This window comes from Streptomyces naganishii JCM 4654 (assembly GCF_014650575.1).
Taxonomy (GTDB): Bacteria; Actinomycetota; Actinomycetes; order Streptomycetales; family Streptomycetaceae; genus Streptomyces; species Streptomyces naganishii.
The window spans coordinates 213,496-239,242 of sequence record NZ_BMVF01000007.1; the positions used below are offsets into that span (position 1 = coordinate 213,496).

General features: G+C 71.9%; 22 protein-coding genes and 1 tRNA gene. 6 read left to right on the plus strand and 17 right to left on the minus strand.

The window, feature by feature from the left end:
• Positions 1–328 precede the first annotated feature (328 nt).
• Complete coding sequence (locus IE217_RS15195; protein WP_190178378.1) at positions 329–1,384, plus strand: LacI family DNA-binding transcriptional regulator; 1,056 nt, start codon at positions 329–331, stop codon at positions 1,382–1,384.
• A 158-nt stretch (positions 1,385–1,542) separates the two neighbouring features.
• Here IE217_RS15195 and IE217_RS15200 read toward each other — a convergent pair.
• The 3 genes from IE217_RS15200 to IE217_RS15210 form a co-directional block, all read right to left on the minus strand.
• Positions 1,543–1,615, minus strand: a tRNA-His gene (locus tag IE217_RS15200).
• Between the two features lie 112 nt (positions 1,616–1,727).
• Positions 1,728–2,336 (minus strand): oligoribonuclease, encoded by a 609-nt coding sequence (gene orn, locus IE217_RS15205; RefSeq protein ID WP_190178379.1) that lies wholly within the window; start codon positions 2,334–2,336, stop codon positions 1,728–1,730.
• Positions 2,337–2,476: 140 nt separating this feature from the next.
• Complete coding sequence (locus IE217_RS15210) at positions 2,477–3,049, minus strand: TetR/AcrR family transcriptional regulator (protein ID WP_190178380.1); 573 nt, start codon at positions 3,047–3,049, stop codon at positions 2,477–2,479.
• Between the two features lie 66 nt (positions 3,050–3,115).
• Between IE217_RS15210 and IE217_RS15215 the strand changes: the two genes are divergently transcribed.
• Positions 3,116–4,087 (plus strand): SDR family NAD(P)-dependent oxidoreductase, encoded by a 972-nt coding sequence (locus IE217_RS15215; RefSeq protein WP_190178381.1) that lies wholly within the window; start codon positions 3,116–3,118, stop codon positions 4,085–4,087.
• Between the two features lie 66 nt (positions 4,088–4,153).
• Here IE217_RS15215 and IE217_RS15220 read toward each other — a convergent pair whose 3' ends face one another.
• Positions 4,154–5,407, minus strand: coding sequence for a helix-turn-helix domain-containing protein (locus IE217_RS15220; protein WP_190178382.1), 1,254 nt, complete (start codon positions 5,405–5,407; stop codon positions 4,154–4,156).
• A 379-nt stretch (positions 5,408–5,786) separates the two neighbouring features.
• The gene (locus IE217_RS15225; RefSeq protein WP_373298031.1) at positions 5,787–6,134 is read right to left on the minus strand and encodes a hypothetical protein; all 348 of its coding nucleotides are present in this window, start codon (positions 6,132–6,134) and stop codon (positions 5,787–5,789) included.
• A gap of 339 nt (positions 6,135–6,473) precedes the next feature.
• Between IE217_RS15225 and IE217_RS15230 the strand changes: the two genes are divergently transcribed.
• Together IE217_RS15230 and IE217_RS15235 are read left to right on the plus strand one after the other, a co-directional pair.
• On the plus strand, positions 6,474–7,001 hold the full coding sequence (locus IE217_RS15230; protein WP_190178383.1) for a universal stress protein: 528 nt from the start codon (positions 6,474–6,476) through the stop codon (positions 6,999–7,001).
• Positions 7,002–7,152: 151 nt separating this feature from the next.
• Positions 7,153–7,716: a GPR1/FUN34/YaaH family transporter gene (locus IE217_RS15235; protein WP_190178384.1), complete on the plus strand. Its 564-nt coding sequence runs from the start codon at positions 7,153–7,155 to the stop codon at positions 7,714–7,716.
• Positions 7,717–7,831: 115 nt separating this feature from the next.
• Here the strand turns inward: IE217_RS15235 and glmS are convergent, their stop codons facing one another.
• Entirely contained in the window at positions 7,832–9,649 is a 1,818-nt protein-coding gene (gene glmS, locus IE217_RS15240; protein ID WP_190178385.1) for a glutamine--fructose-6-phosphate transaminase (isomerizing), read from the minus strand.
• 33 nt (positions 9,650–9,682) lie between these two features.
• A complete protein-coding gene (locus tag IE217_RS15245) occupies positions 9,683–9,940 on the minus strand; it encodes a hypothetical protein (protein ID WP_190178386.1) in 258 nt (85 codons plus the stop codon).
• Positions 9,941–10,106: 166 nt separating this feature from the next.
• On the opposite strand from IE217_RS15245, the gene IE217_RS15250 reads away from it, so the two are divergent.
• Positions 10,107–11,693 (plus strand): purple acid phosphatase family protein, encoded by a 1,587-nt coding sequence (locus tag IE217_RS15250; protein WP_190178387.1) that lies wholly within the window; start codon positions 10,107–10,109, stop codon positions 11,691–11,693.
• A gap of 58 nt (positions 11,694–11,751) precedes the next feature.
• On the opposite strand, the gene IE217_RS15255 is transcribed toward IE217_RS15250, so the two are convergent.
• Complete coding sequence (locus IE217_RS15255) at positions 11,752–12,657, minus strand: DUF4429 domain-containing protein (protein ID WP_190178388.1); 906 nt, start codon at positions 12,655–12,657, stop codon at positions 11,752–11,754.
• Between the two features lie 87 nt (positions 12,658–12,744).
• Between IE217_RS15255 and IE217_RS15260 the strand changes: the two genes are divergently transcribed.
• The gene (locus tag IE217_RS15260; protein ID WP_190178389.1) at positions 12,745–14,412 is read left to right on the plus strand and encodes a beta-N-acetylhexosaminidase; all 1,668 of its coding nucleotides are present in this window, start codon (positions 12,745–12,747) and stop codon (positions 14,410–14,412) included.
• A 79-nt stretch (positions 14,413–14,491) separates the two neighbouring features.
• Here the strand turns inward: IE217_RS15260 and IE217_RS15265 are convergent, their stop codons facing one another.
• The 9 genes from IE217_RS15265 to IE217_RS15305 form a co-directional block, all read right to left on the minus strand.
• The gene (locus tag IE217_RS15265) at positions 14,492–16,261 is read right to left on the minus strand and encodes an IucA/IucC family protein (protein WP_190178390.1); all 1,770 of its coding nucleotides are present in this window, start codon (positions 16,259–16,261) and stop codon (positions 14,492–14,494) included.
• Positions 16,258–16,791: a GNAT family N-acetyltransferase gene (locus IE217_RS15270; protein ID WP_190178391.1), complete on the minus strand. Its 534-nt coding sequence runs from the start codon at positions 16,789–16,791 to the stop codon at positions 16,258–16,260. The genes IE217_RS15265 and IE217_RS15270 overlap by 4 nt, the downstream gene beginning before the upstream one ends.
• Positions 16,788–18,080 carry a lysine N(6)-hydroxylase/L-ornithine N(5)-oxygenase family protein gene (locus IE217_RS15275; RefSeq protein ID WP_190178392.1) on the minus strand — a complete coding sequence of 431 codons (1,293 nt, stop codon included), beginning with the start codon at positions 18,078–18,080 and terminating at the stop codon, positions 16,788–16,790. Before IE217_RS15275 ends, IE217_RS15270 begins: the two co-directional genes overlap by 4 nt.
• Positions 18,064–19,506: a pyridoxal phosphate-dependent decarboxylase family protein gene (locus IE217_RS15280; RefSeq protein ID WP_190178393.1), complete on the minus strand. Its 1,443-nt coding sequence runs from the start codon at positions 19,504–19,506 to the stop codon at positions 18,064–18,066. Before IE217_RS15280 ends, IE217_RS15275 begins: the two co-directional genes overlap by 17 nt.
• 86 nt (positions 19,507–19,592) lie before the next feature.
• Positions 19,593–20,426: a siderophore-interacting protein gene (locus tag IE217_RS15285; protein ID WP_190178394.1), complete on the minus strand. Its 834-nt coding sequence runs from the start codon at positions 20,424–20,426 to the stop codon at positions 19,593–19,595.
• A 56-nt stretch (positions 20,427–20,482) separates the two neighbouring features.
• Positions 20,483–21,526 carry an ABC transporter substrate-binding protein gene (locus IE217_RS15290; RefSeq protein WP_190178395.1) on the minus strand — a complete coding sequence of 348 codons (1,044 nt, stop codon included), beginning with the start codon at positions 21,524–21,526 and terminating at the stop codon, positions 20,483–20,485.
• Positions 21,527–21,670: 144 nt separating this feature from the next.
• The gene (locus IE217_RS15295) at positions 21,671–22,831 is read right to left on the minus strand and encodes an acyl-CoA dehydrogenase family protein (RefSeq protein WP_190178396.1); all 1,161 of its coding nucleotides are present in this window, start codon (positions 22,829–22,831) and stop codon (positions 21,671–21,673) included.
• Positions 22,831–23,781: a hydroxymethylglutaryl-CoA lyase gene (locus tag IE217_RS15300; protein ID WP_190178397.1), complete on the minus strand. Its 951-nt coding sequence runs from the start codon at positions 23,779–23,781 to the stop codon at positions 22,831–22,833. The genes IE217_RS15295 and IE217_RS15300 overlap by 1 nt, the downstream gene beginning before the upstream one ends.
• Positions 23,778–25,730 carry an acetyl/propionyl/methylcrotonyl-CoA carboxylase subunit alpha gene (locus IE217_RS15305; protein WP_190178398.1) on the minus strand — a complete coding sequence of 651 codons (1,953 nt, stop codon included), beginning with the start codon at positions 25,728–25,730 and terminating at the stop codon, positions 23,778–23,780. The genes IE217_RS15300 and IE217_RS15305 overlap by 4 nt, the downstream gene beginning before the upstream one ends.
• Positions 25,731–25,747 lie beyond the last annotated feature (17 nt).

Here is a 25,747-nt window from a genome sequence, read left to right on the forward strand (position 1 = left end):
TGTTCTCGCTGCGGCTCGGGCGGGGAACGTGCGGGTTGTGTATGTGTCAGGTACCGTGGGAGCGCTCCCATCGGTGATGTGTTGAAGAGTCGCGGGTTCGAACCGGGGTGTCAAGAGTGTGAGCGAGGCAAGACGCGTTCGGTTATCGGGCTGTTAACTAACGGCTGCGGAGGGGATGTTCCGGGGTCGTGGGGGAGGCGCCTCGCGGGCCGCCGGCCTGTCACCGGGCGCGGGGGCGGGGCCGCGCGGCGACCGGGTACGGCCGTCCGGAGCGCGGGGCTGTTAGATTCCAGGCCAGCGAGGTGTCGACGGCGGGGAGGCGGAGCCCATGGCAGGCCACGGAGCGCGGGGCCGGAGCGGCGGTCGGCCGACGCTCGAGGAGGTCGCCGCACGGGCCGGCGTCGGCCGCGGCACCGTCTCACGGGTGATCAACGGCTCGCCCCGGGTCAGCGACGCGACCCGCGCCGCCGTCGAGGCGGCGGTCGCGGAACTCGGCTACGTCCCCAACACCGCCGCCCGCGCCCTGGCCGCCAACCGCACCGACGCGATCGCCCTGGTCGTCCCCGAGCCGGAGACGCGCTTCTTCGCGGAGCCGTACTTCTCGGACATGCTGAAGGGCGTGGGCGCGGAGCTGTCCGAGACGGAGATGCAGCTGCTGCTGATATTCGCGGGCAGCGACCGCGAGCGGCAGCGGCTGGCCCAGTACCTGGCGGCGCACCGGGTGGACGGCGTCCTGCTGGTCTCGGTCCACGCCGACGACCCGCTCCCGGACATGCTGTCCCAGCTGGAGATCCCGGCCGTGATCAGCGGCCCCCGCTCGGCGGGCGAGACCCTGACCTCGGTCGACTCCGACAACTACGGCGGCGCCCGCTCGGCGGTGGAGCACCTGCTGGCCCGCGGTCGCCGCCGCATCGCGCACATCACCGGCCGCATGGACGTCTACGGCGCCCGCCGCCGCGTCGACGGCTACCGCGACGCGCTGCTCGACGAGGGCCTGGGCGTGGACGAACTCCTCATCGAGCAGGGCGACTTCACCGAGGAGGGCGGCCGCCGCGCGATGTCCCGGCTGCTGGAGCACGCCCCCGACGTGGACGCGGTCTTCGCGGCCTCCGACGTCACCGCGGCCGGCGCCCGCCAGGTGCTGCGCGAGGCGGGCCGCCGCATCCCGGACGACGTGGCCCTGGTCGGCTACGACGACTCCGCCATCGCCCGCCACATGGACCCGCCCCTGACCAGCGTCCGCCAGCCCATAGAGGAAATGGGCCGCGCGATGATCGACCTCCTCCTCGCCGACATCGCCGACCGCCGCCCGTCGGCCTCCCGGGACCTGGAACGACGGCATGCGGTGCTGCCCACGGAACTGGTGGTACGGACGTCGTCCTGAGGCGACGGCGGAAGCGGGGGACAGCGCGCCGTTTCGCACGCGGGGCGCTGTCGGTCAGGTGTCGGCTCGTTGCGGGCCCGTCGTGGACCCGTCGTGGGCACAAACGAAACAGCCGGTCACCGCGATGCGAACATCGCGGTGACCGGCTGATCACCAAGGGTGAGTGACGGGACTCGAACCCGCGGCATCCTGGACCACAACCAGGTGCTCTACCAGCTGAGCTACACCCACCATGACCGGCGGCGGTTCACTTTGTCGTTTCCCCGACCGGCCGAGAAAAAGTGTACAGGGTCCGAAGGGGTGCTCGCGCACGACTTTCGCGGCGCCCCTTCGTGGACCGCTGTCAGGCCTGCTGACCAGGCAGGACGTACTTGGCCGCGATCGCCTTGGCGGTCTCGGAGTCGGGGCCGGGCTGGGGGACGAAGACGGCCTCGCGGTAGTAGCGCAGCTCGGCGATGGACTCGCGGATGTCGGCGAGGGCGCGGTGGTTGCCGTTCTTCTCCGGGCTGTTGAAGTACGCCCTCGGGTACCAGCGGCGGGCCAGCTCCTTGATGGAGGACACGTCGACGATCCGGTAGTGGAGGTAGGCCTCCAGGTCCGGCATGTCGCGCAGCAGGAAGCCCCGGTCGGTGCCGACGGAGTTCCCGCACAGCGGGGCCTTGCCGGGCTCCTTCACGTACTCCCGGACGTAGGCCAGGACCTGCTCCTCGGCGTCCTTCAGCGTCGTGCCGCCGGCCAGCACCTCGAGCAGTCCGGACGCGGTGTGCATCTGACGCACCACCTCCGGCATCGTCTCCAGCGCCGAGTCCGGCGGCCGGATGACGATGTCGACTCCCTCGCCCAGCACGTTCAGCTCGGAGTCGGTGACGAGGGCGGCAACCTCGATGAGCGCGTCGTCGGACAGCGAGAGGCCGGTCATCTCGCAGTCGATCCACACCATGCGATCGTTCATGTGTCTAACCTTACGGCTCCCCGCCCCGCCCCGGCCCCGCCCGTGCGGGCACGAAGGTCTTCGGGAGGTGCGGGAGGAGTGGGCCCCGGCCCTGAGGCGGCCGGATCCCCGCGTGGCTCCGACGCCTGGCGCGCGTGGCGTCAGTGCACCAGGAGACCGATGGCGGCCTTCAGGCGTTCCAGGTAGAACTCGCGTGACGCGGCCTGGTGCTTGAGGCCGATCGACGCGCTGATCAGCGTCTGTGCGACGGCGGTGGCCGTCTCCTGTCCCGACTCGGCGGCGATCGCCTCTGTGATCAGTTCCTCGAAACGTCGCGGAGCGGTCTTCGCGATCTCTCCGAGGAGGTCGGGGTTGTCCTCGACGACCACCGCGATGTCGCGCGTCAGCGGGCCGACGTAGCGGCCCGCCCACCGGTCGAAGGCTTCGACGAGGCGCTCCTGAAGGGGGCGGTCGGCATCGGCGAGGGCATGTTCGACCGCCGCGATGTCGCGCTCCAGGACCTGGGTGACGGCGGCACGGAACAGGGCCTCCTTGGAGGAGAAGAGGAAGTAGAGCCCGGGGCGGGAGATCTGCGCCGCCCGCGCCACTTCCTCCATCGAGGTCTTGCGGTAGCCGAATCGCGCGAACGTGGCCAGAGCGGAGTCGAGGACCGCGGTCCGGCGGTCCGTGCCGGTGGTTGGCGGTGACAGGGGGCCGGCCTCGGGGCTGCTCATGAGGCGAGCATAGGAGCAGGAATCCAGCTATACAAATTCAGTTAAGTATGTATAGCCTCGCTGCTCATGACCGCTCGGGAATACCTCACCACCTCCTTCACCGCCTCCAGCACCGCGGATGAGGTGGTGCGGGGAGTCGACCTCACCGGCCTCCGCGCGGTCGTGACGGGAGCTTCCTCCGGCATCGGGGCCGAGACGGCCCGTGCGTTGACCGCGGCTGGGGCACAGGTGACGCTCGCCGTGCGGAACACGGCCGCGGGTGACGCCGTCGCCGGATCGATCGAGAGCTCGACCGGAGCGATCCGCCCCCGAGTCGTCCGGCTGGACCTCGCCGACAGGGCCACTGTCAGGTCTTTCGCCGCCGCGTGGAGCGGCCCGCTTCACCTGTTGGTCAACAACGCGGGCGTGGTCACCGGTGGCCTCGAACGGACGCGCGACGGCTGGGAGTTGCAGTTCGCGACGAACCATCTGGGCCACTTCGCACTCGCCGTCGGACTGCACGACGCCCTGGCCCTCGGAGCGTCCGACCGCGACGGGGCACGGATCGTCTCGGTCAGTTCGACGGCGCACATGCGGTCCGGCGTCGACTTCGACGATCTCCACTTCGAGCGGCGCGACTACGACCCGCAGATCGCCTACGCCCAGTCGAAGACGGCGAACTCCCTGTTCGCCGTCGAGGCGACCCGCCTGTGGGCGTCCGACGGCATCGTCACCAACGCGGTGAACCCCGGCGGTGTCGCGACGGGTCTGCAGCGGAACTTCACCGCGCGGCAGAGGCAGTCACTCGATGCGGCCGAGGCCGCCGGAGTCTTCAGGTACAAGACAGTCGAGCAGGGAGCCGCCACCACCATGGTCGCGGCCGTCGCTCCGCAGTTCGCCCACTCCGGAGGCCACTACCTCGACGACGCGCGGGAGGCCTACACCGTGCCGAACGACGCCGACCTCGCGCGACATCCGCACGGTGTCAAGGAATGGGCGCTCGATCCCGCTGCCGCCGAGCGCCTCTGGGCGGTCTCGGCCGACCTGCTCCGTGCCTGATCTCCCGACGCCACGCCCCCCCACGTCACGGGGGGTCCCCGGGGCAAGCCCCGGGGACCCCCCGTCTCAGCTGCCGCTCCGTGGCCCCGGCACGCTTCCCGACAGCGCCGCCGGCGCCCGCCGGGCCTGGTGGGGCACGGACCCCTCCGGGTGCAGCCCGGGCACCGGCGCCCCCGGCCCGCCGGGCAGCCCGAGCGGCCCGCCACCGGCCCCGGCCTGCCCGCCGCCGGGCACCGCGGCACCTGGGCCGCCCGGCCCCGCGGGACCGCTCACCGCATCGCCCTCCGCCGGCCGCTCACCCTGAGGCCGGCGCGCCCGGTACGCGGCCCGGTACGCCGCGGGCGACGACCCGAGCTGCCGCCGGAAGTGCCCGCGCAGCGCCACCGGCGAGCGGAAGCCGCAGCGCCCCGCGACCTCGTCGACCGAGTAGTCCGACGTCTCCAGCAGCCGCTGCGCCTGAAGCACCCGCTGGGTGATCAGCCACTGCAGCGGCGCGCTCCCGGTGAGCGAACGGAACCGCCGGTCGAACGTGCGGCGGCTCATGTACGCCCGCGCCGCCAGCGTCTCCACGTCGAACTGCTCGTGGAGGTGCTCCAGCGCCCAGGCGACGACCTCGGCCAGCGGGTCGGCGCCGATCTCCTCGGGTAAAGACCTGTCCAGGTAGCGCTCCTGGCCTCCGCTCCGGCGCGGCGGCACCACCAGGCGGCGGGCCAGCGCACCGGCCGCCTCGTTGCCGTGGTCGGTGCGCACGATGTGCAGGCACAGGTCGATCCCGGCGGCCGTACCCGCCGACGTCAGCACGTCGCCGTCGTCGACGAACAGCTCCCGCGGATCGACGTGCACCGACGGATAGCGCTTGGCCAGCGTCGGTGCGTACATCCAGTGTGTGGTCGCGGGCCGGGCGTCCAGCAGCCCGGCCGCCGCCAGCACGAAGGCCCCGGTGCACAGGCCTACGATGCGGGCACCCTCTTCGTGCGCCCGGCGCAGCGCGTCGAGCGCCTCCTCCGGTGGCGGGGAGGTGATCGAACGCCAGGCCGGCACGACGACCGTGCCCGCCCGCGAGATCGCCTCCAGGCCATGCGGCGCGGTGAGTTCCAGGCCCCCTGTGGTCCGCAGTGGGCCTTCCTCGCCGGCCGCCACCAGCAGGCGGTAGCGCGGCACGCCGGCGTCCTGGCGGTCAACCCCGAACACCGACAGAGGTATGGAACTCTCGAAGATGGGGCCGCCGCTGAACAGCAGCACCGCGACGATCTCCTTGCGGCGTCGCCCGGACAGCTTCCGGGCCGCGTTTTCCGGCGCGGCAGTGGAGTCGTGGCTCATACTGCTAAGCCCCCCTCGGTGGTCGCGGCTCCTCGGTTGTGTCGCTCCTGCACGTTTCCCCTCGGTCCTGCACGAGTCCCCCGCCGTAAAGACAGTCAAGATCGAATCTACTGTGTCCCGCCGTGCCGCGGTGACCAGTTCGCCACCCAGCACATTGTCGACATGGCAACTTGGCGTGAAGCATTCGATCACGAAGCGTTGCACTCGGGGAGCGTGCAGGGAAGTGCGCCTCGTGGCGGTGGCCAAACCCCGTAGGCTCCGCGGGGCCGCCAGGACCCTTTCAGTGCAGGTCGAACGGGGGTTGGGGGGCACTTCCCCCGAGGGATGCACGAGTTCCAGAAGTTGGCTGAAAAGATACGGGCGCGTGCGCGGAAACCGGTCAGTTGACCGGTGTCGTCCCGCCGGGATGGCGGCCGCCCCGATGGGCTCCCGTACCCGTCCTGTGATGCCTGCCACGGTGCGGGACGCGCTCCTCGGCGCGCATCCTCGCCGCCCCGCGCTCCGACTGGCGCAGCAGCACCCTGCACACCCCCGTGACGGCCGCGAGGCCGAGGGCCGTGCCGATGGCGCCGGCCAGCGAGGTGCCGTACCAGAGGAGGACCACCGGCACGAGGACGCAGCTGAAGGCGGCCCAGCGCACCACGTCGCTCGCCGTGTCGCCGCCCGCCGTGTCGGGCGCGGCGGGCGGCGACGGGCGTCGCCCGGGTGCGCTACGGGGTGCGGACACGGCGAGCTCCCTACGGCGGCCGGCGGCGGTACACCGGGTTCAACGCCTGTTCGACGGGCCGGTCACTGTGCGATACCGGTACGGCCCCCTCGCCCGTACCCGGACCCCGGCGCCGGGGCGGGTGATTCCCGTGCGAACCGCCTGTACGGGGCAGCAACCATTGCGTTACGGGCGTCGCTCGTGCATGCTCCGGGGAACCGCCACGGAGAGTGCGCGGGATGTGGGCGAAGGAGGCGTGCCGCCGTACCCTTGGGGGTATGGGGACGGGAAGACGATTCCCGGACACAGCTCCGCCGCACACCGTCGTCCCCGACAAAGGATCACAACGCCGAGACAGCCATGGCCGGTCACGAATTCTTCGAACCCGCGGACCGCAAGCGCCCCGTCGCCGACCCCACGGCGGCCGACCCTCTGGCGGCCGAAGAGGCGCGCCAGTCCTGCGACCCGGCGTTCAAGCACGGTGTGGTCGTCGGTTTCGACGGGTCCACCTCCAGCGAGCGGGCCCTCGCCTACGCGATCGGGATGGCCCACCGCTCCGGGTCGGGGCTGATCATCGTGCACGTCGCCAACCGGCTGCCCACGACCGTCTGGGCGGGCTGCGAGCCGCCGGTCTTCGTGGACGTGCCCGACCACCGCACCGAGGTCCTCGGGCTCGAACTGGCCTGTGCGGACTACCTCGCCGAGGTGCCCTGGATCCTGGTCGAGCGCGGCGGCGACATCTGCCACGAGCTCGAAGAGGTCGGCAAGGAGTACGAGGCGGACGCGATCGTCGTGGGCTCCACGCACGGCATCGTGGGCCGTATCTTCGGCTCGGTCGCGGGACGCCTCGCCAAGCGGGCGCAGCGGCCGGTCGTCGTCATCCCCTGAGCGGGCCGGCCGGTTCCGGCCAACTGCCCTCCCGCTGACGCCTGTTTTCCGTGCCACCGCGTGAACCTACTGACGCGTAGAGGTGTTTGTGCCTTTGTGAAGGGCATATACCGGTCACCGCAGCATCGCACGCGCACGAAGGGAGCCCGCCGTGGACCACGACGTCACCGCGGGAAGCACCACCGCCGTCGCCGGACGGCTCGCCCTGGGCGTCACCCTGCTGGCCTTCGGCCTCGGGTACACCCGCGTCATCCATGGAGTCACGGCCGACGACGCCGTGACGGTCGCTCACTACGTGGGCGGCGTCGCCCTGTTCGTCGTGGGACTGCTCGCCCTGCGCGAGCGCGACACGGTCGACGGCACCGCCTTCGCCGCGCTCGGCGCCCTCTGGTTCACCTGGGCCATGTCGGCCGGCAACCAGATCTCGGGCAACGGCACCGGACTGTTCCTGGTCCTGTTCGCGCTGGTCGCCCTGACCTCGGCCCTCGCCGGCGGCGAGCAGCTCGCCCAGGCCACCTACGGGCTGTTCTTCGTCTCCCTGGTCCTCCTGGCCGTGGCCCGGTTCGCGGGCAACGACGCCATCAGCAAGGCCGGCGGCTGGTTCGCCGCGGTGGCCGGCGCGGTGGCCTGGTACGCGGCGACCGCGGCCCTCGCGCACTGGCCCACGGCCCTTCCGCGACGCGCTGCCGGCCGGGGGGTGACGGCCACCGGCTGAGCAGCCGCAGGCCGGGGTACTGGGCGGCCCCGGCCCGGAGAGGAGCGACCCCCTGTGCTGGTGGCACACAGGGGGTCGTTCGCGCGCGCCGGGGCCGGCGGTCGGTGAGGCGGACCTACTCCACCGTCACCGACTTGGCCAGGTTGCGCGGCTTGTCGATGTCCCGGCCCAGGGCCAGCGCCGTGTGGTAGGCGAGGAGTTGCAGCGGGATGCCCATGAGGATCGGGTCCAGCTCGTCCTCGTTCTTGGGCACCACGATCGTCCGGTCGGCCTTCTCCTGTTCCTGGTGGGCGACGGCGAGGATCGGGCCGCTGCGGGCCTTGATCTCCTCCATGGCCGCGCGGTTCTTCTCCAGCAGGTCGTCGTCCGGCACGATCGCCACCGTCGGCAGGGCGGGCTCGATCAGGGCCAGCGGGCCGTGCTTGAGCTCGGAGGCGGGGTAGGCCTCGGCGTGGATGTAGGAGACCTCCTTGAGCTTCAGGGAGGCCTCGCGGGCCACCGGGTAGCCGCGCACCCGGCCGATGAAGAGCATCGAGCGGGCGTCGGCGTAGCTCTTGGCCAGCTCCTCGATCTCCTCCTCCTGCTTCATGATCTCGGAGATCTGCTCCGGCAGCTTCCGCAGGCCCTCGATGATCCGCTTGCCGTCGCGCACCGACAGGTCGCGGATGCGGCCGAGGTGCAGCGCGAGCAGCGCGAAGGCCACGGTGGTGTTGGTGAAGCACTTGGTGGACACCACGCACACCTCGGGCCCGGCGTGCACGTAGATGCCGCCGTCCGCCTCGCGGGCGATCGCGGAGCCGACCACGTTGACCACGCCCAGCACCCGAGCGCCCTTGCGCTTCAGCTCCTGCACGGCCGCCAGCACGTCGTACGTCTCACCGGACTGCGACACCGCGACGTACAGCGTGTCGGGGTCCACCACCGCGTTGCGGTAGCGGAACTCGGAGGCCGGCTCGGCGTCGGCGGGGATGCGGGCCAGCTCCTCGATCATCTGGGCGCCGATCATGCCCGCGTGGTACGAGGTGCCGCAGCCGAGGATCTTCACCCGGCGCACCGCGCGCGCCTCGCGGGCGTCGAGGTTGATGCCGCCGAGGTGCACGGTGGCGAACCGGTCGTCGATGCGGCCGCGCAGCACCCGGTCCACGGCCTCGGCCTGCTCGTGGATCTCCTTGTGCATGTACGTGTCGTGGCCGCCCATGTCGTAGGAGGCGGCCTCCCACTCCACGGTGGTGGGCTCGGCGGTGGTCCGCGTGCCCTCGGTGGTGTAGGTGCGGAAGTCGTCGGCCTTGAGGGTGGCCATCTCGCCGTCGTCGAGCGTGACTATCTGGCGGGTGTGGGCGACCAGCGCGGCGATGTCCGAGGCGACGAACATCTCCTTCTCGCCGATGCCCAGCACGACCGGCGAGCCGTTGCGGGCGACCACGATCCGGTCGGAGAAGTCGGCGTGCATGACCGCGATGCCGTACGTGCCCTCGACCAGGCGGAGGGCGACGCGGACCTTCTCCTCCAGCGTCCCGGCCTCGGAGCGGGCGATGAGGTGGGTGAGCACCTCGGTGTCGGTCTCGGAGAGGAACTCCACGCCGTCCGCCTCGAGCTTGCGGCGCAGGTCACCGGCGTTGTCGATGATGCCGTTGTGCACGACGGCGACCTTCTCGTCCGCCGACATGTGCGGGTGGGCGTTCACGTCGGAGGGGGCGCCGTGGGTGGCCCAGCGGGTGTGGGCGATGCCGGTGGTGCCCTTGAAGCGCGCCGGGACCTTCGCCTCCAGGTCGCGCACCCGGCCCTTGGCCTTGACCATCTTCAGGCCCGCCGTCTTCGGCGAGGTGACGACGATGCCCGCCGAGTCGTAGCCGCGGTACTCCAGGCGCTGGAGGCCTTCCAGGAGCAGGGGCGCGACGTCACGCTTGCCGATGTATCCGACGATTCCGCACATACAGGTACCTTTTTCCCCGAGTCTCTGTCGGCCTCAGCCGTAGACGATCCGCCGCAGCTGCCGGAGCGAGAGCTCGGGCGGCGCCACCGCGCGGTACTTCAGATCCGCCCCGATCCGTTCGAAGATCTCCGCGTTCACCAGGCCCTGCGCCTGGAGTTCGCGGTGGCGGCGACGGACGAACTCCTCGGTCGTCTCGTCGAAGTAGGCGAGCACGTCCTGGACCACCCGCAGTGCCTCGCCCCGGCTCAGGGGCGTGGAGCGCGTCAGGTGATCAACAAGTTCGTCGTGCACCCGGTGGATTCTGGGGGACCGGCGGCGCTTTCGCAAGAATTCTGCCCGATTTCGGGCAGGCGTGCTGTTGGTCGTCTCGTGAGCCTCTGTTCGCGCACTGTCCACCCGGTGTCCCAGGTGCCGTAGCGGAGGTGGACCACTTTCAGACGCCATGGACATTCCACGCATGGGAGTACCCGAGAAGCTCGCCGCGCGCATGAGCATGGCCGAGCAGCACGAGTACCTGCGGTCGCGGTTCTCGCGGCGCACGATGATCAGAGGCGGCGCGGTCACGCTGGGCGCCGTCGCGGGTGGCGCGTTCGTGACGGGCGCGACCGCCCAGGCGGCGGTGCCCGGCCCGCGGACCGCGGCCCCTTCCACCGTCTCCTCCTCCACCGGTGACGTCGACGGCGCCCTCGTCGCCCCCTTCGGCCGCCACCTCGCCTACGGCGACGACCCGCGCACCGAGATGACCGTCTCCTGGCAGGTCCCGGTCGCCGTCCGCGAGCCGTTCATCCGTGTCGGCGCCCACCCCTGGGACCTCTCGCGGAGGATCCCCGCGGAGGTCCGCGCCCTGCACACCCCGGCCGGCGTCGGCGCGAGCGGCGACCGCACCCAGTACTACCTCCACGCCAGGCTCACCAACCTGCGCCCGGGCCGGACGTACTACTACGGCGTCGGCCACCAGGGCTTCGACCCGGCCGAGCACCACCTCCTCGGCACGCTCGGCACCTTCACCACCGCGCCCGCGCACAAGGAGCCGTTCACCTTCACCGCCTTCGGCGACCAGGGCGTCAGCTACCACGGCCTGGCCAACGACGCCCTGATCCTCGGCCAGAACCCGGCCTTCCACCTGCACGCCGGCGACATCGCCTACGGCGACCCGGCCGGCCAGGGCAAGACCTCCGACACCGGCTTCGACTCCCGGGTCTGGGACCAGTTCCTGTACCAGACCGAGTCGGTCGCCAAGCAGGTGCCGTGGATGGTCAGTTACGGCAACCACGACATGGAGGCCTGGTACTCGCCCAACGGCTACGGCGGCGAGGAGGCCCGCTGGACCCTCCCCGGCAACGGGCCCGACCCCAGGAACCTGCCGGGCGTCTACTCCTTCGTGCACGGCAACACCGCCGTGATCTCCCTCGACGCCAACGACGTCTCCTTCGAGATCCCGGCGAACCTGGGCCTGTCCGGCGGAACCCAGACCAAGTGGCTCGAAGCGCAGCTGAAGAAGTACCGGGCGTCCAGGGACGTCGACTTCGTCGTCGTCTTCTTCCACCACTGCGCCTACTGCACCTCCACCGCGCACGCCTCGGAGGGGGGCGTGCGCCAGGAGTGGGTGCCGCTGTTCGAGAAGTACACCGTGGACCTGGTCATCAACGGCCACAACCACGTCTACGAGCGCACCGACGTGCTCAAGGACAACCAGGTCGCCAAGAAGCTCCCGATCGGCGGCACCGCCTACCCCGAGACCGACGGCGTGGTCTACGTCACCGCGGGCGCGGCCGGCCGCAGCCTCTACGCGTTCAGCGCCGACCAGTCCTACGAGGGCCACGAGAAGGACCTGGAGTCCGTGTCCTCCTTCGTCTGCCTCAAGGACGGCGCCCGGCAGAACGAGACCGTCGGCTGGTCGCGCGTGCGCTACCTCGACTACTCGTTCCTGCGCGTGGACGTCACCCCGGCCGCCCGCGGCCGCCACGCCACGCTGACCGTTCGGGGCATCGCCGAGACCGGCGAGCAGGTCGACCACTTCACGGTGGCCCGCCGGGCCAAGTAGGGCCCGGGGCGGCGGGCGGAGCAGTGCCCGGCCCGGCGGGCGGCCCTCAAAGCGGCTCTCACATCCGCTTGAGGACCGCCTGCTTGGCCATGCTGAACTCCGCCTCCGTCAGCACCCCGGACCGGTGCAGCTCGCCGAGCTCGCGCAGCCGCCGCAGCAGGGCGTCGTGGTCGTGCTCGGCGGGCGGCGCGGGACTGACGGCGGCGTCCTCCGGCTCCGGGACCTCCGGCAGGGGCCCGGAGGGCGGCGCCGCGTCGGCGGGCGCCGACGGGTGCGGCAGCCGCGCCTGCACGGCCGCCGCGACCAGCGCCATCAGCGGGTCCTTCTTGAAGCCCCACAGCTCCACGGCGTTCGGGTCGTACTTGGGCGGGGCCTGGGTGGGCGCGTCGCGCACGGTCAGGCGCAGATGGCCGTTGTCCAGGCCGACCGCCGGAAGCCACTCCACCGCCGTGATGTCCCGCAGCGCGAGGGTGCGGGCGCCCGCGGCGGCCTTGGCGTCCTCCGTCTTCCAGTTCCACTCCAGCCGGACGCGCTCCCCGTCGAAGCTCGCCGTGCCGTCCCCGGCGGCCACGGACAGGGGCACGGGCGGCCCGGGCAGCAGATACTCCGTCACCGGGCCGGCCGGCACCCGCTCCAGCAGCAGGGCGCTGCGGACCTCCTCCACGAAGTACTCGGCGACGCCGTAGCGGTCGGACTCCACCAGCAGCTGGTACGGATCGTTGGGCTCGGTCAGCCGTCCGCCGGTCGCGTGCAGCAGCGGGTCCGCGCCGTCGCGCAGCCGCAGCCTCAGCCGCCCCGCCTTCTTGCCCTGCTCCAGCGACACACCCGCCAACGCGGCCAGCGGTACGAGGAGTTCACCCAGGGTGCGGCGCAGCAGACTGACGTTCTTGTCACGTCCCGGAGTGAGCCGCAGGGCGTCGCCGTCGAAAGTCCACGTGCCGTCCTTCTGGATGATTTCCGCCATGGAGGGATTGTTTCACCGCCGGTGCGAGAGAGTGGTCTATACCGTCGGGGCTCAACGGGTCCCGAGCCGAGCGTGAAGGGAGCGCATGTGAGACGGCACCACAGAACGACTCCCCGCAACCCCCGTACGACCCGGGTGTCCCGCACCCGGGTCTCCCGCGCCCTGGTGTCGCTGCTGCTCGTCGCGGCGGCCGGGGCCTTCGCGGCGGGCGCCGCACCCGCCGGGCAGGCGTCGGCGACCGGACAGGCGTCAGCGACCGGCCAGGCGGCGGCGACCCCGCTGGGGCGGGTGATCCCCGCGCCCGCCTCCGTCCGGGCGGCCGGATCGCCGTACCGGATCACCGCCGGCACCCGCATCCGCGTCGACGGCGGCCGCGAGGCCCGCCGGGTCGGCGAGTACCTCGCCGGACTGCTGCGCCCCTCGACCGGCTACCGGCTGCCGCTGACCACGCACGGCCCGGCCGGCATCCGGCTGCGCCTGGCCCAGGGCCCGTTCGGGGCCGAGGGCTACCGGCTCGACAGCGGGCGCGGCGGGGTGACCGTCACCGCCCGCGAACCGGCCGGCCTCTTCCACGGGGTGCAGACGCTGCGTCAGCTGCTGCCCGCCGCCGTGGAGAAGCGGTCCGTCCAGCCCGGCCCCTGGCTGGTCGCCGGGGGCACCGTCCAGGACAGCCCGCGCTACGCCTACCGGGGCGCCATGCTCGACGTGTCCCGGCACTTCTTCACCGTCGCCCAGGTCAAGCGCTACATCGACGAACTCGCCCTCTACAAGATCAACGAGCTGCATCTGCACCTCAGCGACGACCAGGGCTGGCGCATCGCCATCGACTCCTGGCCGCGCCTGGCCACCTACGGCGGCTCCACCGAGGTCGGCGGCGGAAAGGGCGGCCACTACACCAAGGCCGACTACAAGGAGATCGTCCGCTACGCAGCCTCCCGCTATCTGGAGGTCGTCCCGGAGATCGACATGCCGGGCCACACCAACGCGGCCCTCGCCTCCTACGCCGAGCTCAACTGCGACGGCGTGGCGCCCCCGCTCTACACCGGCACCGACGTCGGCTTCAGCTCGCTGTGCGTGCCCAAGGAGGTGACGTACCGCTTCGTGGACGACGTCATCCGCGAGCTCGCCGCCCTCACCCCCGGCCGCTACCTCCACATCGGCGGCGACGAGGCGCACTCCACCAGCCACGACGACTACGTGAAGTTCATGGACCGCGTGCAGCCGATCGTCGCCAAGTACGGCAAGACGGTCATCGGCTGGCACCAGCTGACCGGCGCCACCCCGGCCAAGGGCGCCCTCGCCCAGTACTGGGGCCTGGACTCCACCAGCGCGGCCGAGAAGGCCCAGGTCGCGCGGGCCGCGCAGAACGGCACCGGGCTGGTCTTCTCCCCGGCCGACCGGGTCTACCTCGACATGAAGTACACCAAGGACACCCCGCTGGGCCTGGCCTGGGCGGGCTACGTCGAGGTGCGGCGGTCCTACGACTGGGACCCCGGGAGCTACCTGCCCGGCGTGCCCGCCTCCGCCGTACGGGGCGTGGAGGCCCCGCTGTGGTCGGAGACCCTGTCCACCTCCGCCCACATCGACTACATGGCCTTCCCCAGACTGCCGGGAGCCGCCGAGCTCGGCTGGTCGCCGGCGGCCACGCACGACTGGGACGCCTACAAGGTGCGCCTCGCCGCCCAGGCGCCCCGCTGGGACGCCCTCGGCATCGGCTACTACCGCTCGCCGCAGGTGCCCTGGCCGGCCGGCTGACCCGGCCCCGCGCATGCCGGCGGGCGCCCCGGAGGACCGTACTCCGGGGCGCCCGCCCGTCTTCAGACAGCCGTGAGCCCTAACGGCCCGCGAGCGGGTTGTCGAGCGTGCCCACCAGCTGGAGGGCGGCCGAGGGGTCGGCGAGGTCCACCATCTGCCGGTTGTCGCGCAGCTGGAGCCGGTTGAGGCAGGACAGCGCGAACTCGGGCGCGAACAGGTCGTACCGTTCGAACCTCCCGGCGAGTTCGGGCACCGACTCCTGGTACTCGCGCGCCACCTCGGCCACCGTGTCCCAGAAGCCGTCCTCGGTGAGGACCCCTTCGGAGGCGAGGTTCGCGGCCAGGAAGCGGAAGAAGCAGTCGAAGACGTCCGTGAACAGCGACAGCAGCCTGTGGTCCTCGGGGACGTCGACGCGGATGCGCGCGACCTGCGGCGGCAGCGCCGTGTCCGGGTCCAGCACCGCGATCTCCTCGGCGATGTCCTTGAACACCGCCCGCCGCACCACCCCGTCCGCGAGGACCAGGATCACGTTCTCGCCGTGCGGCATGAAGACCAGGCCGTAGGCGTAGAAGCTGTGCAGCAGCGGGGTGAGGTAGGCGCGCAGGTAGTGGCGCAGCCACTCGCGCGGGGGCAGCCCGGAGCGCTCCACGAGGGCGCCGGCGAAGGACGCGCCCGCGTGGTCCACGTGGAGCAGGGCGGCCATGGTCGCCAGGGACTCGCCCTCGCGGAGCGAGGGCACCGGGCTCTCCCGCCACAGGGCGGCCAGCATCCTGCGGTACGGCGAGTGGCGGTCGGTGGCCGCCTCGTACTCCAGGTGCCGGTAGCCCACGGCCGCGCGCTCGCGGATCACGGTCAGGCCCGTCGACTTCAGCACCGGGTCGTTCTCGACCAGCCGGGCCAGCCAGTCGTTGATGGCCGGGGTCGCCTCCATGTAGGCGGCCGAAAGACCGCGCGTGAAGCCCATGTTGAGCACGGACAGGGCCGTCTTCACGTAGTGCTTGTGCGGGTGGGAGGTGTTGAAGAAGGTCCGTACGGACTGCTGGGCCAGGTACTCGTCGCCGCCCTCGCCCAGGCAGACCAGGTGCCCGCGGGCGACCTCGGCGGCGAACGTGACGGCGAGCTTGTTCCACCACTGCCAGGGGTGGACGGGGATGAGCAGGTGGTCGGCCGGGTCGAGGCCCCGCCCGGTCAGCAGCCCGTGGAAGCGCTCCACGGTGTCCGCGCCCAGCTCGGCCCGGAGGAAGGACTCGTACTCGATGCCGGCGCCCGCGGTGAACGCGGCCCTCGAGCGGTGCGCGGCCAGCCACACCAGCCGTACGGGGCTCGCGGTCTCGGGGGCGTAGGACAGGTACTCGTGGACGCCGAAGCCGAGGCGGCCGTTGTTGGCGACGAAGCAGGGGTGGCCCTCGGTCATGCCGCTCTCGATGTCCTGGAAGGAGCCCCGCGCCAGCTCGGCGGAGGCGACCGGCGGCTTGGCGAGCTTGTAGCAGGTGCTCGCCAGGGTGGAGGAGATCTCCTCCAGGTAGACGGGCAGGATCTCGTCGCTCAGCCCGAGGGAGGACCTGAACTCGGTGAAGAAGTCCAGGGCGGCGAGCGGCAGCGCGGCGCCGTCGCGGTGGCGGGTGATCGAGCCGGGGTCGATCTGCCAGTGGTCGAGGGCGCGGCGGGCGGCGGTGAAGCGGTAGCGGGTGCGCCCGTCGTCGCCGGTCACGGTGTAGCCGTCGCCGTCCGGGCGCGGGGCGATCAGGCGCTCGTGGGCGAATTCGGCGAGCGCCTTGCGGATCAGCAGGCGTTCGGCGCGCTCCCAGTGCCCGGGCGTGAGGTGGGCCACGGCGTCGGAGAGGGTCACGCGGCCACCGCCTTCTCGAAGCGCTCGCGGGTGCAGAAGCTGAGCAGGGCCCGCTTCTCGGGCTTGTCGATCTCCCGCTCGGCCACGAAGCCCACGGCCGCGTTGAGCGCGTGCACGGCCCTGTTGCGCACGTCGGGCTCGACCACGATCCGGCCCACCGCCGGGTCCTGGAACAGGTGGCGCACCACGGCGGTGACGACGGCCCGGGTGAACCCGTGGACGGGCGTCTCGGTGGGCGCGACCAGGAAGTGCATGCCCACGTCGCCCGGTTCGGGCTCGTACAGGCCGACGAGCTCCCGGTGGGCGGGGTCGTACTGCTCCATCAGGAAGGCGGGCACGCCCTCGTGCAGCCCGAGGAGCGCGTGGTGGTGCTCGTCGGCCGCGATCTGCATGTAGGCGCGCTCGACGTCCTCGAGCCTTGCGTCCCCCATCATCCAGAAGGACGCCTTGGGGTGCGTGACCCAGCCGTGCAGCAGCTGGGCGTCCTTCAGGGGGTCAAGCGGCCGGAAGGTGAAGGCGGTGCTGTTCATGCGGCGAACTCCTGGAAGGCGATCGTCTTCTCGACGGGGTAGTACTCGCAGCCGAGCAGTTCGCGGATGATGCAGCTGTTGCGGTACGGGCCCATGCCGAGGTCGGGGCTGGTGACGCTGTGGGCGTGCACGCCGGCGTTCTGGAGGAACACGCCCCGGCCGGTGACGTCGACGGCGTAGTTGCGGCCGATGTCGAAGTTGCCGCGCGAGTCGTAGCGCAGCCGGTGGCGGACGGGGCGGAGGAACTCCGGTTCGGCGTAGCGGTGGCCGGTGGCGAGGACCAGGCCCTCGGAGCGCAGCTCGAAGTCCTTGCCCTGCTCCTCCTGACGGAAGGAGAGCGTGTACGTGGCGCCGTCCCAGGAGGCGCTGTTCAGCGAGGAGTTGGTGAGCAGCCGGGTGGGGACCGGGCCGGCCAGGCTCTTCTGGTACAGCAGGTCGAAGATGTCGTCGATCAGGGCGCCGTCGATGCCCTTGAACAGGCCCTTGTGCTGCTCGGTGAGGCGGTAGCGGGTCTCCTCGGGCAGCGCGTGGTAGTAGTCGACGTACTCCGGGGAGGTCATCTCCAGGGTGAGCTTGGTGTATTCGAGGGGGAAGAAGCGCGGGGAGCGGGTCACCCAGTTCAGCTGGTAGCCGTGGACGTCGATCTCGCCGAGCAGGTCGTGGTAGATCTCGGCGGCGGACTGGCCGCTGCCCACCAGCGTGATCGACTTCTTGCGCCTCAGCTCGTCGCGGTGGTCCAGGTAGCGGGAGCTGTGCAGGAAGTCGCCGGGCAGGTCGCGGCAGGCGTCCGGGACGTGCGGTGGGGTGCCGGTGCCGAGGACCAGGCGGCGGGCGCGGTAGGTGTCCCCGGTCTGCGTGCGCACGGAGTACAGCTCTTCGCCCTCGTCGTACGTCACCTCGGTGACCGTCGTGCCGAAGCGGACGCTGCTCAGCCGGGCGGCCGCCCAGCGGCAGTAGTCGTCGTACTCGACGCGCAGCGGGTAGAAGTTCTCGCGGATGTAGAACGAGTACAGCCGCCCTTTCTCCTTCAGGTAGTTGAGGAAGGAGTACGGCGAGGTCGGGTCGGCCAGTGTGACCAGGTCCGACATGAACGGGGTCTGGAGGTGGGCGCCGTCGAGGAACATCCCCGCGTGCCACTCGAAACCGGGCTTGGACTCCAGGAAGACGCCGCCGAGCCCGGCGATCGGCTCGGTGAGGCAGGCGAGGCCGAGGTTGAAGGGGCCGAGCCCGATCCCCACGAAGTCGTACACGGTGCGGGGGGCGGCCGGGGCTTCAGGACGCGCGGTCAAGGGACTCTCCCAGGTACTGCTCGGCGTGGCCGGCGATGAGGCCGAGGACGGCGGCCAGGTCGGCCGGCCGGGTCTCGGGGTTGAGGAGGGTGAACTTCAGGTAGTGGCGGCCGTCCGCCCTGGTGCCCGCGACCACGGCGTCGCCGGAGGCGAACAGGGCCTTGCGGGCGTGGAGGTTGGCGCGGTCGATCCCGGCCGGGTCGGTGACGGCCGCGGGGATGTACCGGAAGACCAGGGTGGACAGCGCCGGTTCGGCGACCACGTCGAAGCGCGGGTCGGCGGCGAGCATCCGCCAGCCCTCCCGGGCCAGGTCGCACACCTCGTCGAAGAGGCGGCCCACGCCCTCGGCGCCCATCACGCGCAGCGTCATCCACAGTTTCAGGGCGTCGAAGCGGCGGGTGGTCTGCAGGGACTTGTCGACCTGGTTGGGGATGCGCTCGGCCACCGCGCGGCGCGGATTGAGGTAGTCGGCGTGATAGGTGGCGTGCCGCAGGGTGGCCCCGTCCCGGACCAGCAGGGCGGAGGAACTGACCGGCTGGAAGAAGGACTTGTGGTAGTCGACGGTGACGGAGTCGGCGCGCTCGATGCCGTCGAGGAGGTGACGGCGGGTGGGGGAGACCAGCAGGCCGCAGCCGTAGGCCGCGTCGACGTGCATCCAGGCGCCGAACCGGTCGCACAGCCCGGCCACTTCGGGCAGCGGGTCGATGGAGCCGAAGTCGGTGGTGCCGGCGGTGGCCACCACGGCCATCGGGACCAGGCCCTCGCGGCGGCAGCGCTCCAGCTCGCGCGCGAGGGCGAGGGTCCGCATGCGCCGGTCCTGGTCGACGGGGACCACGATCACCGCCTCCGGGCCAAGGCCCAGCAGCTTCGCCGACTTGCGCACGCTGAAGTGGCTCGCCTCGGAGGCCAGGATCCGCAGCCGTGCCGCGTCGTCGGTCTTGGCCTCCTCGCGGGCCAGCAGCAGCGCCTGGAGGTTGGACTGGGTGCCGCCGGAGGTGAACACCCCGTCGGCGCCGGGGCCGAGGCCGACCCGGGCGGCCGTCCAGTCGACGAGCCTGCGCTCGATCAGGGTGGCGCCGGCCGACTGGTCCCAGGTGTCCAGGGAGGAGTTGACCGCGGACAGGACCGCCTCGCCGAGCACCGCCGGGATGGCGACCGGGCAGTTGAGGTGGGCGACATAGCGGGGGTGGTGGAAGTAGACCGCGTCCCGGAGGTAGACCTCCTCCAGTTCGTCCAGGGCCGCCGTGGTGTCGCCGAGCGGCCGGTCGAGGTCGATCCCGTCGATGCGGGGGGCGAGGTCGTCGGCCGTGACGCCGGTGAACGGACGGTCGGTGGCGGCGAGTCTGGCGGCCACCCGCTCCACTCCTTCGGTCACCGAACGGCGGTAGTGCCCGGCGGTGAGGCCATTGAGCAGGTGTGAGCGCATACGGGGTCCTCCGAGATCGTTTTACTTGGCTCATTGCGTCGCGCCGGGGCAGGCCTGTGCCGCGACCGGCCCCGCTCCGGGGAGGGTCACTTCGCCGCGCGCGACTGCTCCTCCGTCATCCCGCGCCGCCAGTAGCCGACGAAGGTGACACGGCGGCGGTCGATCCCGCGCTCGCCGGTGAAGTGGCGGCGCAGCGCCCTCACCCGCCCGGACTCGCCCGCGATCCACACGTACGGCCGCTCGGCGGCGGGCAGGCGGGCGGCGGAGACGGGGTCCACGTCCGCGGCGGCGCCGTCGCCCCGTACCAGCCAGGTGATCTCCGCGTCCGCGCGCGTCGGCACGTCCTGGATGTCACCGGCGTGCGGCACCTCCAGCCAGGCGCGCACGCGGGTGCCGGCCGGCAGGGACTCGAGGACCGCGGTCGCGGCCGGTACGGCGGTGTCGTCGCCCCACATCACCACGAGGTCGGTGTCCTCGGGCGGGCGGAAGCGGACCGCCCGGTTGTCCGCGACCGCGGGGCCGATCAGCAGCACACGGTCGCCGGGGGCCGCCCGGGCGGCCCAGCGGGAGGCGGGGCCGGGCGGGGAGTGCAGGACGAAGTCGACGTCGATGCCGGTCGTGACGCCTGCGGGGTCGCGGTGCAGCGCGCGCAGGGTGTACGAGCGCATCACCGCCCGCATGTCGTCGGGGAGTTCGCGCCAGCCCTGCCACCAGCCGTCGCCGAGTCCGACGGGCACGACGGGCTCCGCCTGGCCGGGGTGCGGCAGGAAGAGGGAGAGGGACTGGTCGCGTCCCAGGGAGCGGAAGGCGTGCAGGTCGTCCCCCGCGAAGGTGACCCGGACGAAGGACGGGCCGAGCCGCCTGGTCCGTACGACCTGCGCGGAGAAGAAACGGAACGGGGCGGCCACGGCCGTCGTCATGAGTGCTCCTCGTCGGGAAACCTTGTCCGGCGGGTCGAGAGACCTCGTCCGGCGGGTCAGGAGACCTTCTTCGCGCTCTCGATGGTCTTCGCGAGTTCCTCGAGCAGCGGGGCGCACTTGTCGTAGGAGAGGATCGGCTCGGGGTCGCGGGCGATGACCTGGCCGGCCTTGACCGCGGGGAGCTTCTTCCAGGTGGCCTGGGTGATGGCGGAGGGCTGGATCGCCGAGGTGCGGTTGTCCATCATGATGATGTCCGCCGCGTACTTGTCGACGTTCTCCCAGCTCAGCGACTCGTACCAGCCGCCGCCCTTGGCCTTGGCCGCCTCCGGCGGCTCGACGAAGTTCACGCCGAGGGCCTTGAAGTACTCCAGGTCGACGGAGAGGTCGGTGCCGGAGACGTAGAAGAGGTCCTGGGCGGCGGAGCCGGCCATCACCTTGATGCCCGGCTTGGACCTGGCGGCGGCGCGCAGCCGGGCGGCCGCGTCCTCGAACCGCTTCCTGGCCCGCGCGACCTTCGCGGACGTCACGTCGCCGCCCAGCGACTTGGCGAGCGCGAGCATGCGCTGGAGCGGCCCGGTCAGCTGGCGGTCGTAGACGGAGATGCCGACGGTGGGGGCGCCCACGGCGAGGATCTTCTTCCTGGATTCCTCCGGGAGGTACCAGAGGGTGCCGGCGTCGTCGAACATCGTGGAGACGAGGACGTCGGGGGCGAGGGCGGCGTACTTCTCGATGTTGAACTGGCCCCACTCGTTGCCCAGTACGGTCACCTTGCTGACGTCCATGTCGCCGGCCTGGACGTCGGCTTTGCCGTCCTTGGTCGTGGTCGGGCCGAAGACGCCCTTGCTCCGGACGCCGTAGTCGTGCAACGCGGCGGCGACGCCGACGAAGGCGACGATGTTCGCGGGGACCTCGCCGGCTTCGGCGGTCCGGCCGCGGTCGTCCTTGAAGGACCAGGGGCCCGGCTTCCCCGCCGCCGTCCCGCTGCCCGGGCCGCCGCTTTTCGCCTCGCCGCAGGCCGCGAGCGCGGCGCCGAGGCCGAGGGCGCCGCCGGCGGCGAGGACACCGCGTCGGGAGAGGTGTGGGGCACGGGACTTGGGCATGGGTGTGACCGCTTTCGAACGGGGCGCGGCGCCCGCCGGACAGGTTCGAGCTTAGGTTAGCCTAACCTCAGTAACTGTCCAGGGCGGGGCGGCGCGCCCGCGCTCGTCAGCGGCCGTGCGCCGTCCGTCCGGCGCCTGGTGCGGTCAGCCGGTCAGCCCCAGCTCACGGGCGATCAGCATGCGCTGGACCTCGCTCGTGCCCTCGCCGATCTCCAGGATCTTGGAGTCCCGCCACATCCGGGCGACCGGGTACTCGTTCATGAAGCCGTAGCCGCCGTGGACCTGGGTGGCGTCGCGGGCGTTGTCGACGGCGATCGTCGAGGAGTAGAGCTTCGCCAGGGCCGCCTCCTTCTTGAACGGCTCGCCGGCCACCAGCCGGTAGGCCGCGTCGCGCCAGGCCAGACGGGACGTGTGGGCCTTCATCTCCATGTCGGCGATCTTGAACTGGATGGCCTGGTTGGCGCCGATCGGCTTGCCGAACGCGTGCCGCTCCTTGGCGTACTTCACCGACTCGTCCACACAGCCCTGGGCGAGCCCGGTCGCCAGGGCCGCGATCGCGATCCGGCCCTCGTCCAGGATCCGCAGGAACTGCGCGTAGCCGCGGCCCTGTTCGCCCAGCAGGTTGGCCGCCGGCACGCGGACGTCGGAGAAGGACAGCTCACGGGTGTCCGAGGCGTTCCAGCCCACCTTGGAGTAGGCCGGGGCGACCGTGAAGCCGGGGGTGCCGGAGGGCACGATGATCGCGGAGATCAGCGGCCTGCCGTCGGGCTTGCGGCCGGTCACCGCGGTGACCGTGACCAGGCCGGTGATGTCCGTGCCGGAGTTGGTGATGAAGCACTTGCTGCCGTTGATCACCCACTCGTCGGTGTCCGGGTCCAGGCGGGCCGTGGTGCGCGTGGCGCCCGCGTCCGAGCCGCCGTCCGGCTCGGTCAGGCCGAAGGCGCCCAGGATCTCGCCCGCGCACAGCCGGGGCAGCCACTCGCGCTTCTGCTCCTCGGTGCCGAACAGGTGGATCGGCATGGCGCCCAGCGAGACGCCCGCCTCCAGCGTGATGGCGACCGAGGAGTCGACCCGGGCCAGCTCCTCCAGCGCGATGCCGAGCGCCAGGTAGTCGCCGCCCATGCCGCCGTACTCCTCCGGGAAGGGCAGCCCGAACAGGCCCATGCGGCCCATCTCCCGCACGATCTCGTACGGGAACTCGTGCCGCTCGTAGAAGTCGCCGATCTTGGGCGCCACGACGTCGTGGGCGAACTCCTCCACCGTACGGCGGAGTTCCTCCAGCTCGGGGGTGAGGCGGTGGTTCATCACTGCTCCTTGTGGGAGAGGGCGCGAAGGGTGCGGGAGGGGCTGGGGCGGCCCAGCCGGCCGGCCATCCACTCGCTCGTGGCGACGAGACGGCCGAGGTCGACACCGGTGTCGATGCCGAGGCCCTGAAGCATCCACACCAGGTCCTCGGTGGCGAGGTTGCCGGTGGCGGACTTGGCGTAGGGGCAGCCGCCGAGGCCGCCCGCGGAGGCGTCGACGGTGGTGACGCCGTGCTGGAGGGCGGCCAGGGTGTTGGCGAGCGCCTGGCCGTAGGTGTCGTGGAAGTGCACGCCGACGACGTCGGTGGGCACACCGGCCTCGTTGAGCGCGGACAGCAGCCCCAGTACGTGGCCCGGGGTCGCCACGCCGATGGTGTCGCCGAGGCTCAGCTCGTCGCAGCCCATCTCCAGCAGCGCCTTGCACACGTGGACGACCTGGTGGAGCGGCACGGCGCCCTCCCAGGGGTCGCCGAAGCACATCGAGACATAGCCGCGCACATGCGCGCCCTCGTCCCTGGCCCGCGTCACGACCGGCTCGAAGACCGCGAGGGACTCCTCCACCGTGCGGTTGAGGTTGGCCTTGGCGAAGGACTCGGTGGCACTGGCGAACACGGCGACGCGGTGCGCGCCGAGCGCGAGCGCCCGCTCCAGGCCGCGGCTGTTGGGCACCAGGACGGGCAGGCGCACGCCCTCCAGGTCCCGCACGCGCGGGAACAGTTCCTCGGCGTCGGCCAGTTGAGGCACCCACTTGGGGTGGACGAAGCTGGTCGCCTCGACGGTGGTCAGGCCCGCGTCGGCGAGGCGGTGGATGAACTCCGCCTTGACCTCGGTGGGCACGGTCGACGCCTCGTTCTGCAGGCCGTCGCGCGGGCCGACCTCGTGGATCCTGACCCGCTCGGGCAGGCCCGGGGCGGGGACGGTCATCGGCAGACCCAGGTCGGGGGTGCTCATGCCGTCACCTCCTTCTCCTCCGTCGTCTGCTCCTCGTGCGGGGCGATGACCGCGAGGACCTGGTCCATGGCGACCGTGGTGCCCGGGGCGACGTCCAGCTCGGTGACCGTGCCGGCGTGCGGGGCGGAGATGACGTGCTCCATCTTCATCGCCTCGACCACCAGCAGGCTCTGGCCCGCGGTCACCTCGTCGCCGACGGCGACCTTCACCACCGTGACCGTGCCGGGCATGGGCGCGGTGAGCGAGTCGGCGCCCGCGTGGGCGGCACGGGTCAGGGAGGCGGCCACCGGGTCGTGGTCGCGCACGTGCCAGGCCTCGCCGTCGCGGCCGAGCCAGTCGGCGGCGCGGTGGAAGGTGTGGCGGACTCCGTCGAGGGTGACGCTCACCGTGTCGCCGGTGACGGTGTGGGCGCCGCGCGGGGTGTACTCCACCGGGTCGCCCACCCGCAGGTGGAAGGCGACCGGCTTCGGCTGTCCGCCCAGCCGCCAGCCGCTCGGCACGGAGAACGGGTCGGTCCAGCCCCCGCCCGCCGGCCGCAGGCCCTCCAGGCGGACGGCCGCGGCGGCCTCGTAGACCTCCTCCGGCACGTCGGTGGAGACCAGTTCGTCGACCACCCGCTCCACCAGCCCGGTGTCCAGGTCGCCCGCCATCACGTCCGGGTGGGCCAGCAGCCGGCGCAGGAAGGCCGCGTTGGTCTGCACGCCGAGGGTGACCGTCGCGGCCAGCGCGGAGCGCAGCTTGCGCAGCGCGGTGGCGCGGTCGGGGCCGTAGGCGATCACCTTGGACAGCATCGGGTCGTACAGGCTGCCGACCTCGGTGCCCTCGCTGAGGCCGGAGTCGGTGCGCACGCCGTCGCCCTGTGGCTCGCGCAGTTTGAGCACGGTGCCGCCCGAGGGCAGGAAACCGCGCGCGGGGTCCTCGGCGCACAGCCGCGCCTCCACGGCGTGCCCGGTCAGCTCGATGTCCTTCTGGCCGTACGGCAGTGGCTCGCCCGCCGCCACCCGCAGCTGCCACTCCACCAGGTCCAGTCCGGTGACCAACTCGGTGACCGGGTGCTCCACCTGGAGGCGGGTGTTCATCTCCATGAAGTAGTACGACGACGGGTCGCCGCCGGGGACGATGAACTCCACCGTGCCCGCTCCCCGGTAGCCGCAGGAGCGGGCCGCCTGGACCGCCGCCTCGCCCATCGCGGCCCGGGTCTCCTCGTCGAGGAGCACGCTGGGCGCCTCCTCGATGATCTTCTGGTGGCGGCGCTGGAGGGAGCACTCGCGCTCGCCCAGGTGGATCACGTTGCCGTGGCCGTCGGCCAGGACCTGGATCTCGATGTGCCGGGGGGTGTCCACCCAGCGCTCGACGAGGAGGGTGTCGTCGCCGAAGGAGGCGCGGGCCTCGCGGCGGGCCGAGGCGATCTCCTCGGCGAGCCGGTCCTCCTCGCGCACCAGCCGCATGCCCTTGCCGCCGCCGCCCGCGGAGGGCTTGAGCAGCACCGGCATGCCGATCTCACGGGCCGCGTCGGCCAGTTGGCCGTCGCTGAGCCCGGAGCCGCTGGAGCCGGGCACGACCGGCACCCCGGCCGCCCGGACCGTCTCCTTGGCGCGGATCTTGTCGCCCATGAGGGAGATCGCGTCCGCGGGCGGGCCGATGAAGACCAGCCCGGCCGCCTCGCAGGCACGCGCGAAGTCCGCGTTCTCCGCGAGGAAGCCGTACCCCGGGTGGACGGCCTGCGCGCCGGTGCGGGCGGCGGCGTCCAGCAGCCGGTCGATGGACAGATAGCTCTCGGCGGCGGGCGCCGGCCCGATCCGCACCGCCGTGTCCGCCTCCCGCACGTGCCGGGCGTCGGCGTCGGCGTCGGAGAACACGGCCACCGAACGCACCCCGAGGGCGCGCAGCGTGCGGATGACACGGACGGCGATCTCGCCGCGGTTGGCCACCAGAACTGTGTCGAACATGGTCACTGAGTCCTCCC